Here is a 15,943-nt window from a genome sequence, read left to right as displayed (position 1 = left end):
CACCTGCGGAAATTCCCCGCCCGCCGCAACGCGGCATTCCCTCACAGGAGTTGATCCTCGCACGGGACTGGCTGCGGCCCCACCCGACTGCGACCTCTGGCGTCTGCAGAAGGGTGGGGCCGGCGGAGTGTGCCCGGCCGCTACGCATCAACGGCGGGATATGGGCCGCGCACCCGCGCCTCCAGCACAGTGCCCGGCCCGCCTCCGCGCACGGCCAGCCAGGCATTCGCGTGAACGCTCCGCGGCAGCGAGGGTCCCGCACCCCACGCCGGAGCTCGCGCCGCCGGCGGTCAGGCGCCCGTGACGACCCGTACGAAGACGGCCGGTTCAGCGCCCTCGTTCCGGTAGGCGTACTCCTGGTCGGTGGGGATGACCGCGCTCTGCCCGGACCCCAGCTCCTGGGGGCCGGCCGCGAGGGCGAGGGTCAGGCGGCCGGACAGGACGTGGTGGACCTCCTGGGCACCGGGACGGTCGGGCTCGGCGTCGTAGTGTCCCCCGGGCGCCAGGGTCCAGCGCCACAGCTCGGCCCGCGGTTCTTCGGTCGCGCCGAGCAGGAGCGCCTGACTGCCGTCCGGGGCCTGCCACACGAGCGTCCCCTCGACCTCCGCACTCGCCGCACCGTCCGCGGGCAGGGCCAGGGCGGCGAAATCGGTGTCCAGGGCGCGTGCGACCCGGTCGACGGTGGCGAGGCTCGGGTTGGCCTGACCCAGCTCCATCTGAGTGAGCATCCGCCGGCTGACCCCGCTGGCCTCCGCCAGCCGCTGCACACTCCAGCCGCGCTGCTTGCGCAGCGCGCGGATGCGCCCGCCGATCCGGGTGACGAACTCCTGCGTGGCACTGCTGCCGACGGCGACCCCACTCCTCATGGCGAGCAGTATAGTGCGCAAAAAGTTGCCAAGATCCACACGTGGGCAATATATTGCCCACCATGCCCCCTCCACCAACACGTCCGGAGCGCGCGTGATTCCGCCCGCGGGGCCCGCCTCGGCCACCTGCCGGAGCAACGACAACGACACGACGGAGGAGCAGTCGCGGTGAAGATCCGTGAGTTCGCGGTCGAGCAGTGGATGAACGCGTACGAGGAGACCTGCCGGTACAACCTGGCCGAGACCTGCGTCCGCTCCCTCACCACCGGTGAGCTGCTGGACCTGTCCGGCCGACGCGAGGAGGTGCTGGCCGAACTGGCAGCCACCCCACTCACCTACGGGCCGATCCCGGGCAGCCCGCGCCTGCGCGCCCTCGTCGCGGACCTGTACGCGGCCCAGGCCCCGGACAACGTGCTGATCACCCATGGCGCCATCGGCGCCAACGCGCTCATACACACCGCTCTCGTCGGTCCCGGCGATCACGTCGTCGCCGTGGTCCCCACCTACCAGCAGCACTACTCCATCCCGGACAGCTACGGCGCTCGCGTCGACCTCTTGCCGCTGCGCGAGGAACACGGCTGGCTGCCCGACCTCGACACACTCGACCACCTGGTCACCCCCCACACCCGGCTCATCGCGGTCAACAACCCGAACAACCCCACCGGCGCACTGATCGACGAAGCAGGGCTGACCCGCATCGCCGAGATCGCCGGCCGCGTCGGCGCGTGGGTGCTGTGCGACGAGGTGTACCGGGGTGTGGACCAGCACGGTGACGGCTTCACCGCCTCGATCGCCGACCTGTACGCACGCGGCATCTCCACCGGCAGTATGTCCAAGCCGTACTCCCTGGCCGGCCTGCGCCTGGGCTGGATCGTCGGCCCCACCGGGCTGCTCGCCGATGTCGCCACGCACCGGGACTACACCACCATCAGCGTCGGACGCATCGACGACCTGCTGGCGTGCGTCGCGCTGGAGAACAAGGACGCGATCCTCGCCCGCTCGCACCGCATCACCCGCACCAACCTGGCGATCCTCGACGAGTGGGTCAACGGCCGCGACGACATCGGCTACGTACGGCCGGCCTCGGGCACCACCGCCCTGCTCCGCTACGACGCCCCGCTCGGCTCCTACGAGTTCTGCACCCGCCTGCTGAAGGACACCGGGGTCATGTTCACCCCCGGCGCGGCATTCGACATCGAACACACCGTACGCATCGGCTTCGCCGACGACACCGAGACCCTGCGCACCGGCCTGCGACTGGTCGCGCAGTTCCTCGACGGGCTCACGCCCGTGGGGTGAGCGACGGACGATGTGCCGTCGCCGGCGGGCCGTACTCCCGGACCGTACGCCGACGCCGCAGCGTACGCGGCGGTGTGCTGCCGGCCGGGCCGCCATGTGGGCGAAAGGGGGCGTCCGGACGTTCGGTACGGGGGTGCGGTGCGGGATGTCACCGGAGGAGAAGCCTGCGGTGCAACGGCGAAAGGTCCGGCAATGGTGAGACAGGTGGACAGTGGCGCGGGCCCGGGTGGGCTGTGCATCGGTGCGGTCGTGCCGCGGACGGGCCGGCTGGCCAAGCTGGGCGATCCACTGTCCTTTGTACTCGACCGCCTGGCACCGCGGCTGTCGCAGCCGGCCGGCGGCTCACGCCGGAGGCCGATCCGGCTCGCGTGGCGTGACAGCCTCTCCGATCCCGAGGCGGCGCGGCGGGCGGTATCGGAGCTGGTGCACCGGGAGCAGGTACAGCTGGTGGTGACCATGGCGGGCACGAAGGTACTGCCGGCCGTGGCCGACGCCTGCGAGGAAGCGGGCGTGGCATGTGTGACCACCACTTTCCCCTGGCAGGCATTCGTCTACGGACGCGGCGGCGATCCGCGACGGCCGTTCTCCTGGACGTACCACTTCGCCTGGGGGCTGGACGACATCGCGGCCGTCTTCGCCGAGATGTGGGAACAGCTGGGTACGCGGCACACCGTCGGCTGCCTGTGGAACGACGACCTTCAGGGGCGGCTGCTGCGCCACGCGGAGCACGGATTCGTACCGGTGGCGGCCGGCCGGGGCCACCGCCTGGTCGACCCGGGCGGCTATCAGGAACCGGCGCGCGACTTCACACCGTCCCTCGATTCCTTCCACGAGCAGGGCGCCGACATCGTCACCAGCGCGGCCACCGCCGAGGATCTCGCGCTGTTCCACCGTCAGGCGCGCGAGCGCGGGGCGCGGCCGCGCCTGATCACCTGCTCGCGCTGGCTGGCCTACCCGCGCGGCTCGACGCTCGCCGAGCTCGACCGGGCGGGCGTCGCCACCCTCGTGTACTGGTCACCCCGGCACTCCTACCGGTCCTCCCTGGACGGCACCACCGCGGCCCGGCTGGCCGAGGAGTACGAACAGCGCACCGGCAACCGGTGGCTCCAGCCGCTGGGGCTGGCCCACGCCCTGCTGGAAGTGGCTGCCCACGCCCTGGCGACCGCCGACGATCCCCACGACCGACGCTCGGTCGCCGAGGCGGTGGGGCGCACCCGCCTGTCCACCACCGCCGGGCTGCTGGACTGGACGAGCGGGCCCACTCCCAACGTCGCGCTGGTACCGCTGGCCGGCGGGCAGTGGAAAGCGGGAGGCCACCACGGCCATGAACTCGCCGTGGTGGCCAACTCCCGCTGCCCCGACGTTCCGGTGGAGGCCGACCTCACCCCCGCGTACTGAGCGCCGTACGGCCGCCGTTGTTCAGCAGCTGAGGTTGCCGCCCGCTTCGACGCCGAGGACCTGGGTGAAGCGCTGGTAGTTGTCGATGCGGCTCTGCACCTGGCCCGGGTTGCCGCCGTTGCATTCCAGGCTGCCGTTGATGGCGCGGATCGTCTCGCCGAAGCCGGCGCCGTTGACCATGGCGTCGTGCGGCGTCATGGTGCCGGGACCCTTCTGGGTGTTCCAGTACCACAGGCCGGTCTTCCAGGCGACGGCCGCGTCGTTCTGCACCAGGTCCGGGTTGTTGAGCAGGTCGATGCCGAGCGCGTCACCCGCGGCCTTGTAGTTGAAGTTCCAGCTGAGCTGGATGGGCCCGCGGCCGTAGTACTTGTCGTTACCGGCCGGGCAGCCGTAGGGCTGGGTGGTGTCGCAGTAGTGCGGGTAGTTGGCCTCGTTCTGCTCGACGACGTGGACCAGCCCGCCGGTCTCGTGGCTGACGTTGGCGAGGAAGGCGGCGGCCTCCTGCTTCTTCACCGTTTCGCTGCCGGTGTTGGAGAAGCCCGGGTAGGCACTGAGCGCGGCGGTGAGGCCGTTGTACGTGTAGAACTGGTTCCGGTTCGGGAACATCTGATTGAACTGGGCCTCGCTGACCACGAATTCGGCAGCAGCGATGTTCTTGTCGGCCTTCTGGGCGGAGGCCGTGGGGGCCAGCGTCAGGGTGCAGAGAGCGGCGGCCGCACCGGTGGCGGTCAGCAGTCCGAGTATGCGACGGTGCACGGTGTCGACTCCTGAGGGGTGGGGGGTGTGGGGCGGGCGGGCCGGCCCCACGCGGGACCGGCCCCGAACTGCCTGTCAGCCGCCGACGTTGACGTCGATGCAGGCGTAGAAGGCGTTGTCGGTGTCGGCCACGTTCCAGACGGCCAGGACCTTCTGCTTGCCGCTGAGGTTGCCGAAGTCGACCTGGTGGTTCACGACCTCGCCCGGCTTGGCGCCGCCGTCGTCGAACAGGGCGATCCGCTGGCCGCCGACGTAGTACTCCCAGGTGCTGGTGGAGTGGCGCGCGGTGAGCTTCCACGAGAACGTGGTGTTCTTCGACACCGGCGTGACGGTCCAGCCCTTGCTGTCGTCGTCCAGCTCGGCGAACCGGCTGTTGCCGCCACTGCAGCTGGACAGGCCCTTGGGGCCCTCGACGCTCTGCGGCTCGTACGTGATGTCCCCGCAGGACACCGTGCCGGCGGCGCACTGCGCCTGGCGGCTGGGCGGGTCGGAGATGTAGCCGTGGGCGCTCGCCGAGCCGGCGGGGAGGCTCAGGGCGATGACGGGGGCGAGAGCGGCGCCGATCAGGGCAGCCGTCTTCCGGGTGGTGCGCATGGGGGAACTCCTTCACATCAGGCTCTGCTCCGGACGCACGCGGTCGTGTGGGGTGCCGCGTGCGGTGGGGCAGGCCTCTCGTGGGTGGGGCCAAGAGGCGCGAAGGTGACGCGCTCTCACCGTCCGCGCAGGGAGAAGTTGCGTCCCGTACGGGACCAACTCCCGGCTCGAAGCGGCGAGTTCTTTGGACTAGACCATACAAGCGGCGGTCATCACCGTGTCAAGGGTGTGACACAGAGGTATCCGTGGGGCGTCCGGGCACGCGTCAGGGCGGCGGGGCGGGCCGCACCGCCCCCGCCAGGATCAGTCTTCTCACTCCCCCTCGCCCCCGCCCTCCCTCCTGTCGACGGCGACGAGACCATCCAGGATCCGCAGTGCCTGGCTCAGTCCGCCCGGGCGGTGGATGCCCGGAGTCGGGCGCGCCGGCCAGCCGGGACCGGCGGCGAGGACGGCCGGGTGGAAGCGCGATCCCTTCAGGCCGCGGCCGGGGCCGTGCGCCAGCGGGAACAGTGCGGGGTCGGCGGTGGAGCGGGTCTGCGACCACAACACAACGGCGCACGGCCCGGCCCTCCGTACCGCCTCGGCCAGCGCGCCTGCCGGTACCGCGCAGCCGAACATGCGTACAGGGACGCCACGATCCCCCAGCGCCGCGGTCAGCGCTTCCAGCCCCAGGGTGTGACCTTCCCTCGGGACACAGGCCAGCACCACCGGCCGCCCGCCCGGCGCCGTCGCGGCGAATCCGGTGGACCGGCGCAGCGCCGTGGAAAGATGCCAGGACAGCAGGTGTTCCGCCTCCACGTACCGTTCGCCGTGCGGGTCGCCGGAACAGGCCCACTTGCGGCCGATGGACCGCAGGGCCGGGGACATGACGCGTTCCCAGGCACCGACCAGGCCGTACTCGGCGAGCGTGTCGGTCAGCAGTTCGTCCAGCAACTGGGCGTCGAGACGGACGGCGGCGCGGCCGAGGCCTCGCACCCGGCGCCGGGCATCCGCGTCGTCGTGCGTCGTCGCCGTTCCGGCGGTGGAAGTGCTCCCGGCCCCGGAGAACGTGGAGCGGCTCCGGGAGCGGCCCTGCTGGGGCAGGGCCAACGTCTCCTCCGACGCCCTCCGCGGTACGTCTCCAGCGGCACGGGCCAGTTCGGCGGCCTCCGCCGTCGGCACACCGCGGGCGGTCAGCTCGCACAGCCGCTCCAGCACCGCGATGTCCCGCTCGGTCCAGCGCCGGTGTCTGCCGCCCTGGTGACCGGAGGGGCCCAGGCCGTAGCGCCGGTCCCACGAACGCAGCGTGGCCGGGGCGACACCCAGCCGGAGGGCGACATCTCCGGTGGTCAATCTCGCCTGGCGCGTTTGAGGTGGTGCGGTCTCCATGACGGAACGGTAGGGCTTCAGGGCGTGGCGTGCCGCCCACTCGGCCCATCACACACCGAGCAGGCGGCACAAGTGCCACACTCCCACGCCCAAGCGTGAAGGGCGGCTACCGCGGCACGAGCGGGGACCGGGCCCGTGCCACTCCGCCGCGTGCGGCGTCACCGGCCGGGGACTCGGTGCCGGACCGGTGACGCCTGGACGCGGGGTTGCGGTGTCCTTGTACTCCTTGCGCTGGCATGGTGCGCCCGGCGGGCGGCAGGCGCCAGCTGCATCGTTCGTGCCACGCTTCCGCGCTCGCGGCGTGCCTTGACGGCTCACGACGACCGCTGAAGATGACCGCTGAAGATGGCGGCCAGGGATGGCCGCTAGGGGTGGCCGCTGACGAAGCAGAACTCGTTGCCCTCAGGGTCGGTCAGTACCTGGAACTGCCCATAGGGGTTGGTCACCGGCTCGCCGACGGCCACCGCGCCCACCTCGACCGCTTCGGCCGTCGCCGTGGGGATGTCGCCCGCCAGCAGGTCCAGATGTACGCGGTTCTTCGTGTCCTTCGGCTCCGGTACCCGTTGGAAGGCCAGGCGCGGCATTCCGGGCGGATCCACATAGCTCCAGTCCGCGTTCCGCCGCACCGGTTCGCCGCCCAGCAGCCGGGCCCAGAACGTGGCCAGCTCCTGCGGAGCGTGACAGTCAAAAACAATCTCGTCCAGTCGTGCGCGCATCCCCGCACTCTAGGCGTGGCCCGGTGTGTCAGAGCGGCTCGTCCAGCAGCGTTTCCAGTGTGACCGTGGTTCCGGCGTCGCAGGCGACGACGTCGAACCAGTCCGCGAGCGCACGAGCCACCCACAGACCACGGCCGTGCTCGGCACCGCCCTTGTCGAAGGCCTCGGCGCTCGGAGCGGAAGGCGCCGCGCCCGGCCCCTTGTCGGCGATGACGCACCGCAGTCCGGTGCCGGTGTGGGTCAGGACGATGCGTGCCCTACCGCCGCCATGGACGATGGCGTTGGCCGCGATCTCGTTCACGGCGAGGATGAAGTCGCTGGTCCGGTGCGGCGTGAGCCCCATCTCCGTGGCACACTGCCGCACGCGGTGACGCAGCCCGGCCAAGTCGGTGGCCGCTTCGAAAGTCAGGTCGAGCACAGTGGCAGGCATAGTGGCTCCCTCGACGGGTACGGCCCGTGGAGCCGGACGGCCGTCACCGTCCTGGCCGTCGCTGTCGCAGTTGAGGGTCACTGCGAGGAACTCCTCTCGTCGATGACGAGTTGAGGAACGCGGGCGCTCCCGCACAGTCGGATCACCGTGCTCTGCTCCGGCCGGCAGCGCACTTCCAGGGCCTGGCCGTCAAGGTGCCGGCTCGCCAATTGCACCAGTGCCGAAGCACTGCGGACGTCCATGAAGCACAGCTCGGTGAGGTCGAGTACGGTGACCCGCTCCGGCCCGGAGAATGCGTCGGCCAGGGCCGCCATGAGCTGCTCGCGCGTATTCAGGTCGGCCTCCCCGGCGACCCGCAGCTCGCTTCCCGAGCGCGTGGCGTCCAGGGCGCCCAGCCGCGGCAGTACGTTGTGGGAGTGGGCGCGCAGGACGCGGTCCAGCAGGTCGTGGCCGAACTTCCGCCGGTCGTACTCGCAGATGGCCGTGAAGCCGATGTCGGCGAAGAGGGGTGAGAGCCCGGCTTCGTACTCGACCAGCAGATCGTGGTCGCAGCCCGGTGCGGCCGCCCATCCCATGTCGCCCATGATCCGGATGCCGGAGTAACCCTGGTTCCGGGCCTGCATGGTCAGTTCCATCCAGAGGCGGACCCGCTCCGCCGGAGCAAAACCGCCACTGTCGCCGGGGCTCGCCCCTGGCACCTCGTTGCACACGACCAGTTGTCCGTTCGTGAGCGCGGCTCCATGGTGAAAGCCATGGGCATGCAGCTGCTCGGCCGCGATGTCGGGAGTGGTTGCCGGATCCGTGAAGAGGACGACGTTCTCGTCGCGGGATACGCCGATGTCGGCGTAGGCCGCCCGGATCTCCCACAAGGATTCGTCATCGTCAAAACCCAGGCATGCGTGATCCCCGGAGACCATACGGGTGACCGAGACTGCCCCGACTGCAGAGCTCACGTCCATACACAGAGACTCTAAAACCTGGATCGGGGTCGAGGTGAGCGGTGACCGCAGTTGCCCGAACCCACCCCCTTCGCGACCAGGTCGGTCTGTACCGGCATGCCGCGTGATCAGCGATGCCACCGACACGTCACGTTCCCTCGTTGTCGCAGGCACGAGCGGGCAGGACGAAGGCCCGCACCCTGCGGGGTACGGGCCTTCCGTTGCGCATGGTGGTCAGGAGGAGCGGCGCAGCCAGTCCTCGAAACGGGTCTCCGCCAGACGGGCGCGGCCTTCGACGGGGACGAGGCTGCGCTCCCTCAGCTCGGACCCGAAGTAGCGGGCGTGCGGGTCGGCGACGACCTTGCGCGGGTCCTTCCACGTACGCAGCGCCTCGGCGATCAGCTCGTCGAATCGGACCACCTCGGGCCCGGCCACCTCGGTGATGCCGTTCAGCGGAGCGTCTACGGCAGTCCTGGCCACCGCTTCGGCGACGTCGTCCGCCGCCATGGGCTGCAAGAGCACATGCGGGAGGCGTACGGTGCCGCCCTCGGTGGCGGTGTCCGCGATGCCCCTGACGAACTCGAAGAACTGCGTCGCCCGGACGATCGAGTAGGGGATCGGCCCCTGCTTGAGCAGCTGCTCCTGGGCCACCTTCGCCCGGAAGTATCCGTTGCCCGGCAGGTCGTCGATGCCGACGATCGAGAGTGCCACATGGTGGGCCACGCCTGCCTTGCCTTCGGCGGAGAGCAGGTTGCGGGTGGAGGTGGTGAAGAACTCCAGCACCGCCGACTCCTCGAAGGAGGGTGAGTTGGACACGTCCACGACCACCTGGGCTCCGGTCAGCGCCTCGGCGAGCCCTTCGCCGGTGAGGGTGTTGACGCCCGTGCTGGGCGCGGCGGCCACCGCCTCGTGTCCACGGTCAGTGAGCTTGGCGATCACTTTGCTGCCGATGAGGCCGGTGCCTCCGATGACCACGATCTTCACGGTGCGTGCTCCCTGGGTGATGGCGATCCGTGTGGCGGCGAGTTGCTCGGTGGCCTGTTGGCGGTACTCGTCAGGTCTACGGAGGACTACTACGACGCGCGCAGGTGTGCTCGTTGCTTCAGTTCGTCGTCGTCGACCAGGACGAGCATGGGCTCTCCCGGCACGCAGAACATCGTGACGAGGAAGCGCAGACGTGTGTCGTTGCGGTTGTTGCCGTCCTGGTAGTGGATGACGTCTCCGCCGGGCTCCCAGAACGTCTCCCCTGCCCGGACGATCCGTTCCGGCTCACCCTCCAGCTCGAAGCGCATCTCGCCCTCCAGTACGTAACCGAAGGCCGGGCCGGAGTGGCGGTGCGGCGGGGTGCCGGGGTCGCCGGGCGGGAACTCGATCTGCACGGTCATCGCATGCGCGCCCGCCGGCACGGCGGGCGGGGTGACCTCCTGCAGCACGGTCAGCGCGGTCTTCCACGCCTCGGAGCGCGGCTGCCGCTCACCGGTGTCGGACATGGCGGATCTCCTCCTGCTGTCTTGCCGGCGGGTTCGCGGGACACGTGCCCGAGGAGGCACCATTCTTCAGAGCCCCGGCAGGCTCGGTGAGCGCTGATCCGGACACATCCCGGGCACCGCGTCACGCCACACCGCCCTTCGGGAGCACGCGGCAGCCCTTCGGGCGTACATGGCCGCTCTTCGGGCGTACGTGCCGTGGCGGACCGTACGTGCCGTGGCGGACGGCGCGGGGGAACTTACGATGGTCGTCATGGTTGCCGAGTCGCGGGGTGAGAGTGTGGGCAAGAGGGGGACGGCCGGCGGCCCGTCGATGGATGCCGAGCTCACCGCGCAGACACTCGAACGTGCCGCTCTGGAACTGCTGGAGCGCGACGGTGTACTCGGCGGTCTGAACCTGCGCGAGGTCGCCGATCACGCGGGCGTCAACCGCGGTCTGGTCTACCACTACTTCGGCTCCCGCCGGGACTTGCTGCGCTCGGCGCTGCGGCGGAACCTCCGTGAACGCATCCTCGCCATCCGCCTCCTGGACCGCCCCGCGCGTTTTGGTGCCCGTGCCCGGCATGCCCTGAAGGGCACCGTACGTTACGCCTCCGCCCTCCGGCTGGCGGTCCTGCTGCTTCTCGACAACGACACGCAGCTCAGGCTGATGCCGGATCTGTCGCGTACCCAGGAACTGCTCCGGCGGGACCAGGACGCGGGGCTGATCGAGGGGGATGTCGACCTGGTGGCCCTGCATGCCACGCTCAACTCCCTCACGATGGGGTACTCCCTCTCGCGCGCACGGCTGGCGAAGGAGTTCGGGGTGGGTGTCCGCGAGCTCGACGAGCGGGTCTTCACCCTCGTGGAGCGACTCTCCAGTGCCGTGGACGGCCCTTCCGAAGACCCCGGCAAGAGCTGACCGCTCCCCTCAACCAGCCCGTTTCCGCAGCTCATCACGGTATCCAGTGCTGCGGTCACGGCTGCCGGCGTTTAGCGCTTCGCTAAAAACTCTCGTCCCTCCCGTTGACGAAACGCTAAAGACCCGGGTTTTATCGGTGGCGTTGGACATACCGCTCGGTATGCCCAGACGCCCATCGACGTCCATAGGAGGCGGGTGGCCATGGCGGCTCCGCAGGTGGTCGGACGGCACGCTAGGAGCGGCACGCACAGGACCGGGCCGCGCAACATGCGGGGCTGGGCGGTCACGGCGATGGTGATCGCGCTGATGGTCATCAACTTCGCGGACAAGGCGGTGCTCGGGCTCGCCGCCGGGCCGATCATGCGGGAGTTCCACCTCACCTCCGGTGAGTACGGCGCGATCGCCAGCAGCTTCTATCTGCTGTTCAGCCTGTCGGCGGTGATCGTGGGGTTCGTCTCCAACCGGGTGCGTACGACCTGGATCCTGGCATCGCTCGCGGTGCTGTGGTCGCTGACCGCGCTCCCGGTACTGCTGGCCGCCGGTGTGCCCGCGCTGTACGCCAGCCGCATCGCCCTGGGCGCCGCCGAAGGGCCGACGGCGCCGATGGCGGTGCACGCGGTGCAGAAGTGGTTCCCCGAGCGCTCCCGGTCGGTCCCGACGGCGCTGATCAATATGGGCGGAGCGCTGGGACTGATCGTCGCCACTCCCCTCCTGGTGCACTTCATCACGCACCACGGCTGGCGGTCGGCCTTCGCCGTGCTCGCCGCGGCCGGACTGGTCTGGGTCGTGGTGTGGGCGTTCGTCGGCCGCGAAGGCCCGTTGGCCACCTACGGCGCCGCGGCGCACGGCACCGGAGACGAGGCCACCGCCCAGGACGCGGCTGCCGCCCGGGAGGAGCCGCACGTCTCCTACCGGCGGCTCTTCCTCAACGGCACCTGGCTCGGGACTCTGGCCGCGGGGATCGGCGCCTACTGGACGCTGGCGCTCGGGGTGGCGTGGCTTCCGGCGTACCTGGAGAGAGGCCTCGGGTACAACGCGGCAGCGGCCGGGAACCTCGTGGTCATCCCGCACATCGTCAGCGCGGTCGTACTGCTGGGCATCCCCTGGATCACGGGACGGTGGATGCGCAACGGTGCCTCCGGACGGATCGCGCGGGGCATCACCGGCGGGCTGGTGGTGAGCACCGCCGGGGTGTGCATGCTCGCCCTGCCGCACACGGAGGGCGGTGTCGCCGTACTCCTGATGGCCGTGGCATTCGGCCTGCCCAGCGCCTTGTTCCCGTTGAACTTCCTCATCGGGGCGCAGGTCGTACCCGTCCGCCGCCGGGGCGCGGTGCTGTCCACCGGCACCGCGCTGGTGACCCTGGCCGGGGTCGTCGCCCCTGCCGTCACCGGCCGGATCATCGACGCGACGGCCTCGGCGGGCGCGGGCTTCCAGGGCGCCTTCACCATCTGCGCCGGGCTGCTGATCGCCGGCGGCCTGATCGGCGCACTGTGCATCAACCCCGAGCGCGAAGCCCGCCGCTTCGGGCTGACCGGCTGATCCCCGTACCCCGCACGGAGGTGACCGATGTCCGATCCACTGGACGCACTCTTCTTCCCCGCCCGCATCGGTGTGATCGGGCTGTCGTCCCGGCCCGGTACCTGGGGCCGCCGCGTCGTCGAACTGCTGCAGGCCGGCGGCTACGCGGGGGAGCTCTACGCCGTCGAGCCGCGGGACCCGAACCCCGGGCTCCCCGTCATCGACGACCTGATGGCCGAGGGACACACCCTGGACCTGCTCGTCGTCACCGTACCTGCGGAGTCCGCCGTCGACGTGGTCGGCCGGGCCCGGCGCGGAGGCGTGGGCGCGGTGGTCCTGTTCTCCGCCGGTTTCGCCGAGGCCGGTACGGAAGGCCGTGCGCGGCAGGAACGGCTGCGGGCCGCCGCGGACGGCATGCCGCTGCTCGGGCCGAACTGTCTCGGCCTGATCAGCAAGCCCGCCGCGGCCGAGGTGACCGCGAGTGCCTACGTGGAACGCCCGGCGCCGGCGCCGGGGCCGCTGGCCATCGTCACCCAGAGCGGCGCGATGGGGTTCGTGCTGGCCGCTCTCCTCAACCAGCGGGGCACCGGGTACTCCTACTACGCGAGTGTGGGCAACGAAGCGTGCCTGCACCTCAACGATGTCGGTTCCTACCTCCTGGAACGGCCCGACGTGCGGGTCCTCGGCCTGTATGTGGAGCAGATCCGGGACCCTGCCGCGCTGGCCCGGCTCGGGCAGCGGGCCACCGAACTCGACAAGCGTGTCGTGGTCCTCAAGGCCGGTGCGAGCGCGGCCGGCAGCCGGGCCACGCTCTCGCACACCGCCGCGGTGGCGGGTGACCACCTGCTCTTCGGCGCGTTGTGCCGCGACGCGGGGATCGTCATGGCCGAGGACGACGAGTCGTTCGCCGACCTGATGGCGGCGGCACAACTCCCCGTGGCGCTGCCTCCGAAACCCCGGTTCGCCGTGCTGTCCATGTCCGGTGGTGCCGGTGCGGTGCTCGCCGACCGGCTGACCGCGCTCGGCGCCGAGGTGCCCGAACTAGGACCGCGCACGCGCGCCGCGGTGGCATCCCTGGAGCTTGCGGGCGTGGCCGCGATCGACAATCCCATCGACCTGGGCGGGCAGTTCTACCGGAGCGCGGACTCGTTCGACGCGCTGCTCGCGACGCTGGACCAGGACCCTTCGCTGGACGGCATCGTCTGCTACTTCACCTTCGGCGACCACTTCCTGGCGGAGTACCGCAAGCTCGCCGACACCCTCGCCGGCCTGCGCACCCCCGGCTGGCTGATCTGGGCGAGCCCACCCGCCGGCGCGCTGGACGGAACGCCTACAGGAGTCGTGCACTCCAGCATCGCGAGCTTCACGCGAGCGCTCCCCGGCCTCGTCCGCGACCACGCCCCCAGTCCCCTCGACCAAGGCCCGGCAGCGGATACCGCGGACGCGGCAGCAAGGGCCGCCTCCCGGCTGCCGCGCGAGCCCGGTGTGGTGACCGAGATCCTGGCCGGTGAAATCCTGGGCGAGTTGGGGGTTCCGTACGTGGACTCGGTCGACGCCGGGGCCCCGGAGTGCACGGACCTCTCGGCAGCCGGTGGCCCTGCCGCCGCCACCGGTAGGGGCACGGCTTCTTCCCCGTACGAGGGTGGCCCCTTCGTCGTCAAGGTCGACTCCCCCGATGCCCCGCACCGTGCCCGACTCGGCCTCGTACGCCTCGGGACCCCGCAGGCCGACGTCACCGAGGTGGCCGCAACGCTGCTGAAACGGGCCGATGAGCTGGGCCTGCGCGACGCACGGGCGGTGGTGCAGCCGCAGCTCTCCCACTGCGGCGAACTGTCCGTGGGGGCGATCCGTGACCCGCAGTACGGGCCGGCCCTCGTCGTCGGGCCGGGTGGCGACCGGGCGGAGGCCACGGGCGAGCAACGGCACGTCATCCGGCTGCCCGCGACACCTCGGACCGTACGCCGGGTGACCGCGGCACTGGCCGGGCGGCATCCGGGACTGGACACCGCCGCCTTCGCTGAGGTGCTGTCACTGGTCGCGGAGTTCGTGGTGCGCGCACCGGCGGTGGCCGAACTCGACATCAACCCACTGCTCGTACGCCATGACGGCTCCCCCATCGCCGTCGACTCACTCATCGTGCTCTCCGCCGACGCGGCGGCGAACCCCCTCACGTAACGACGAACGGCCAACGCCTCGCGCACCCACCGAAGACAGAAGGGCAACACAGCCATGCCTGCGACCGCACCCCACCGGACGACATCGACAGTGGAGCACCGCACGCCGACCTTCGCCCCGCGCGCCACGGACGCCTTCACGACCGCATTCGAGGCATACCTGTGGGGCTACCCACTGGTCCTCATGGAACGCACCCGGAAGCTGCTGACACACCGGGAGCACCGCCGCGGCGCCCCGGCCAACACCTTCCAGCACCGCTCCAAGCCGGCGACCCCGCGCGATCGTGAAATCGTCAAGCCGAACAATGACACGCTGTACTCCTCCGCCTGGCTCGACCTCTCGCACGGACCACTGATCCTGGAGGTCCCCGACGTCAACGGGCGGTACTACAGCTTCCAGTTCCTGGACGCCTATACCAACACATGGGCGTACGTGGGCCGACGCGTCACCGGCACCGAAGCGAGCCGCCATCTCATCGTCGGACCGCAAGGCCACGAAAGCCTCCCCGGCCTGCCGGACCTCCCCGTCCTGGAGGCCCCGACCAACACGGTGTGGCTGCTCGGGCGCACGATCGTCGACGGCGAGCCGGACCTCGAGACCGCAACCGATCTCATCACCCGGTACCGGCTCACCCCGGTCGCCGGCGAGGGCGACGCGGCGGCCGAATGGTCCACGGGGCCGATACCCTCGCCCCACGACATCGGCGCCGCGGGCATCTCCTTCTTCGACGAGCTCGGCTCCGCTCTCCTTCTCAATCCCCCGCCCGCCTCGGAAACCGGCCTCCTGGACCGGTTCGCCTCCCTCGGCATCGGCCCCGGGCTCCGCCCCTCCGAGACCGCTGACGACCTGACCCGGCCGGCGCTGGAACAGGCGGTCCGCTTCGCCGACCGCCTCCTCGAAGCCCGGGAGTCGATGCGAGGAGGGAAGGCAACAAAGGGAACGGATGGTGAGCGGGGCGACAAGAGCGGGGCCGCACGGACCGGCTGGTCCTACGACCTCGGCATCGGGACCTACGGGCAGAACTACCTGCTCCGCGCCCTCATCGCCCGCCACGGCCTCGGCGCGCTCACCGCGGAGGAGGCGGTCTACGCCAGTACCCGCAGGGACGCCGCCGGCCACCGGCTCAGCGGTCAGCACGCCTACCGCCTTCACTTCCCGGCCGACCGGCTCCCGCCCGTGGCCGCCTTCTGGTCCCTCACCGCCTACGACCAGGACAATTTCCTCGTCGAGAACGCCATCGACCGGTACGCGATCGGCGACCGCACGCCCGGCCTCGCCCACGGCGACGACGGGTCCCTCGACATCCTCGTCCAGCACCACGAACCCGCCGAGGGCACCTCGAACTGGCTGCCCGCGCCGCCCGGAGACTTCGAGCTGACTCTGCGCTTCTATCAGCCGCGGCAGGAGATGCTGCAGGGCCGATACGTGCTGCCCCCGATCCAGCGGCGCTGACGCACGCCGCACGCACCGCGTACTCAAGTACCGGCGTACGCC

At 70.7% G+C, this 15,943-nt stretch carries 15 protein-coding genes; 6 read left to right on the top strand and 9 right to left on the bottom strand.

The window, feature by feature from the left end; genetic code table 11:
* Nucleotides 1–290: 290 nt before the first annotated feature.
* Nucleotides 291–866 (bottom strand): helix-turn-helix domain-containing protein, encoded by a 576-nt coding sequence (locus ACZ6WH_RS17235; RefSeq protein ID WP_469729266.1) that lies wholly within the window; start codon nucleotides 864–866, stop codon nucleotides 291–293.
* A gap of 168 nt (nucleotides 867–1,034) precedes the next feature.
* Here ACZ6WH_RS17235 and ACZ6WH_RS17230 point away from each other — a divergent pair, with 168 nt between their 5' ends.
* Entirely contained in the window at nucleotides 1,035–2,165 is a 1,131-nt protein-coding gene (locus tag ACZ6WH_RS17230; RefSeq protein ID WP_469729265.1) for an aminotransferase, read from the top strand.
* Between the two features lie 192 nt (nucleotides 2,166–2,357).
* Nucleotides 2,358–3,563, top strand: a complete 1,206-nt coding sequence (locus ACZ6WH_RS17225) for an ABC transporter substrate-binding protein (RefSeq protein WP_469729264.1) — start codon at nucleotides 2,358–2,360, stop codon at nucleotides 3,561–3,563.
* Between the two features lie 21 nt (nucleotides 3,564–3,584).
* On the opposite strand, the gene ACZ6WH_RS17220 is transcribed toward ACZ6WH_RS17225, so the two are convergent.
* The 8 genes from ACZ6WH_RS17220 to ACZ6WH_RS17185 all read right to left on the bottom strand — a co-directional run bounded on the left by ACZ6WH_RS17220 (nucleotide 3,585) and on the right by ACZ6WH_RS17185 (nucleotide 9,855).
* Nucleotides 3,585–4,319 carry a chitinase gene (locus tag ACZ6WH_RS17220; protein ID WP_432862815.1) on the bottom strand — a complete coding sequence of 245 codons (735 nt, stop codon included), beginning with the start codon at nucleotides 4,317–4,319 and terminating at the stop codon, nucleotides 3,585–3,587.
* 75 nt (nucleotides 4,320–4,394) lie between these two features.
* Entirely contained in the window at nucleotides 4,395–4,913 is a 519-nt protein-coding gene (locus tag ACZ6WH_RS17215; RefSeq protein WP_361561954.1) for a lytic polysaccharide monooxygenase auxiliary activity family 9 protein, read from the bottom strand.
* A gap of 312 nt (nucleotides 4,914–5,225) precedes the next feature.
* Nucleotides 5,226–6,281, bottom strand: coding sequence for a MerR family transcriptional regulator (locus ACZ6WH_RS17210; protein ID WP_469729263.1), 1,056 nt, complete (start codon nucleotides 6,279–6,281; stop codon nucleotides 5,226–5,228).
* A gap of 365 nt (nucleotides 6,282–6,646) precedes the next feature.
* Nucleotides 6,647–6,997 (bottom strand): VOC family protein, encoded by a 351-nt coding sequence (locus tag ACZ6WH_RS17205; RefSeq protein ID WP_469729262.1) that lies wholly within the window; start codon nucleotides 6,995–6,997, stop codon nucleotides 6,647–6,649.
* A 28-nt stretch (nucleotides 6,998–7,025) separates the two neighbouring features.
* Nucleotides 7,026–7,427 carry an ATP-binding protein gene (locus tag ACZ6WH_RS17200; protein ID WP_469729261.1) on the bottom strand — a complete coding sequence of 134 codons (402 nt, stop codon included), beginning with the start codon at nucleotides 7,425–7,427 and terminating at the stop codon, nucleotides 7,026–7,028.
* Between the two features lie 77 nt (nucleotides 7,428–7,504).
* Nucleotides 7,505–8,344, bottom strand: a complete 840-nt coding sequence (locus ACZ6WH_RS17195; RefSeq protein ID WP_469729628.1) for an MEDS domain-containing protein — start codon at nucleotides 8,342–8,344, stop codon at nucleotides 7,505–7,507.
* 255 nt (nucleotides 8,345–8,599) lie between these two features.
* Nucleotides 8,600–9,349, bottom strand: coding sequence for an SDR family oxidoreductase (locus tag ACZ6WH_RS17190; protein ID WP_469729260.1), 750 nt, complete (start codon nucleotides 9,347–9,349; stop codon nucleotides 8,600–8,602).
* Nucleotides 9,350–9,438: 89 nt separating this feature from the next.
* Complete coding sequence (locus tag ACZ6WH_RS17185) at nucleotides 9,439–9,855, bottom strand: cupin domain-containing protein (protein WP_432862796.1); 417 nt, start codon at nucleotides 9,853–9,855, stop codon at nucleotides 9,439–9,441.
* Nucleotides 9,856–10,105: 250 nt separating this feature from the next.
* Between ACZ6WH_RS17185 and ACZ6WH_RS17180 the strand changes: the two genes are divergently transcribed.
* From ACZ6WH_RS17180 to ACZ6WH_RS17165, 4 genes are all read left to right on the top strand, one after another.
* A complete protein-coding gene (locus tag ACZ6WH_RS17180) occupies nucleotides 10,106–10,753 on the top strand; it encodes a TetR/AcrR family transcriptional regulator (protein ID WP_469729259.1) in 648 nt (215 codons plus the stop codon).
* 267 nt (nucleotides 10,754–11,020) lie between these two features.
* On the top strand, nucleotides 11,021–12,295 hold the full coding sequence (locus ACZ6WH_RS17175; RefSeq protein WP_469729258.1) for an MFS transporter: 1,275 nt from the start codon (nucleotides 11,021–11,023) through the stop codon (nucleotides 12,293–12,295).
* Nucleotides 12,296–12,322: 27 nt separating this feature from the next.
* Complete coding sequence (locus ACZ6WH_RS17170) at nucleotides 12,323–14,449, top strand: acetate--CoA ligase family protein (RefSeq protein ID WP_469729257.1); 2,127 nt, start codon at nucleotides 12,323–12,325, stop codon at nucleotides 14,447–14,449.
* Between the two features lie 54 nt (nucleotides 14,450–14,503).
* A complete protein-coding gene (locus ACZ6WH_RS17165) occupies nucleotides 14,504–15,901 on the top strand; it encodes a DUF1254 domain-containing protein (protein ID WP_469729256.1) in 1,398 nt (465 codons plus the stop codon).
* Nucleotides 15,902–15,943 lie beyond the last annotated feature (42 nt).

It is taken from the genome of Streptomyces sp. NPDC050806 (assembly GCF_055586425.1).
Note: the sequence above shows the minus strand (reverse complement) of the source record. Positions and strands in the feature narration are given on the sequence as shown.

Excerpts from the sequence above, each read along its gene's own strand:
- ACZ6WH_RS17165 (WP_469729256.1), top strand. The coding sequence starts at position 14,504 with ATGCCTGCGACCGCACCCCACCGGACGACATCGACAGTGGAGCACCGC.
- ACZ6WH_RS17210 (WP_469729263.1), bottom strand. The coding sequence starts at position 6,281 with ATGGAGACCGCACCACCTCAAACGCGCCAGGCGAGATTGACCACCGGA.
- ACZ6WH_RS17215 (WP_361561954.1), bottom strand. The coding sequence starts at position 4,913 with ATGCGCACCACCCGGAAGACGGCTGCCCTGATCGGCGCCGCTCTCGCC.
- ACZ6WH_RS17175 (WP_469729258.1), top strand. The coding sequence starts at position 11,021 with ATGCGGGGCTGGGCGGTCACGGCGATGGTGATCGCGCTGATGGTCATC.
- ACZ6WH_RS17170 (WP_469729257.1), top strand. The coding sequence starts at position 12,323 with ATGTCCGATCCACTGGACGCACTCTTCTTCCCCGCCCGCATCGGTGTG.
- ACZ6WH_RS17225 (WP_469729264.1), top strand. The coding sequence starts at position 2,358 with ATGGTGAGACAGGTGGACAGTGGCGCGGGCCCGGGTGGGCTGTGCATC.
- ACZ6WH_RS17180 (WP_469729259.1), top strand. The coding sequence starts at position 10,106 with ATGGTTGCCGAGTCGCGGGGTGAGAGTGTGGGCAAGAGGGGGACGGCC.
- ACZ6WH_RS17205 (WP_469729262.1), bottom strand. The coding sequence starts at position 6,997 with ATGCGCGCACGACTGGACGAGATTGTTTTTGACTGTCACGCTCCGCAG.
- ACZ6WH_RS17185 (WP_432862796.1), bottom strand. The coding sequence starts at position 9,855 with ATGTCCGACACCGGTGAGCGGCAGCCGCGCTCCGAGGCGTGGAAGACC.
- ACZ6WH_RS17195 (WP_469729628.1), bottom strand. The coding sequence starts at position 8,344 with ATGGTCTCCGGGGATCACGCATGCCTGGGTTTTGACGATGACGAATCC.
- ACZ6WH_RS17235 (WP_469729266.1), bottom strand. The coding sequence starts at position 866 with ATGAGGAGTGGGGTCGCCGTCGGCAGCAGTGCCACGCAGGAGTTCGTC.
- ACZ6WH_RS17200 (WP_469729261.1), bottom strand. The coding sequence starts at position 7,427 with ATGCCTGCCACTGTGCTCGACCTGACTTTCGAAGCGGCCACCGACTTG.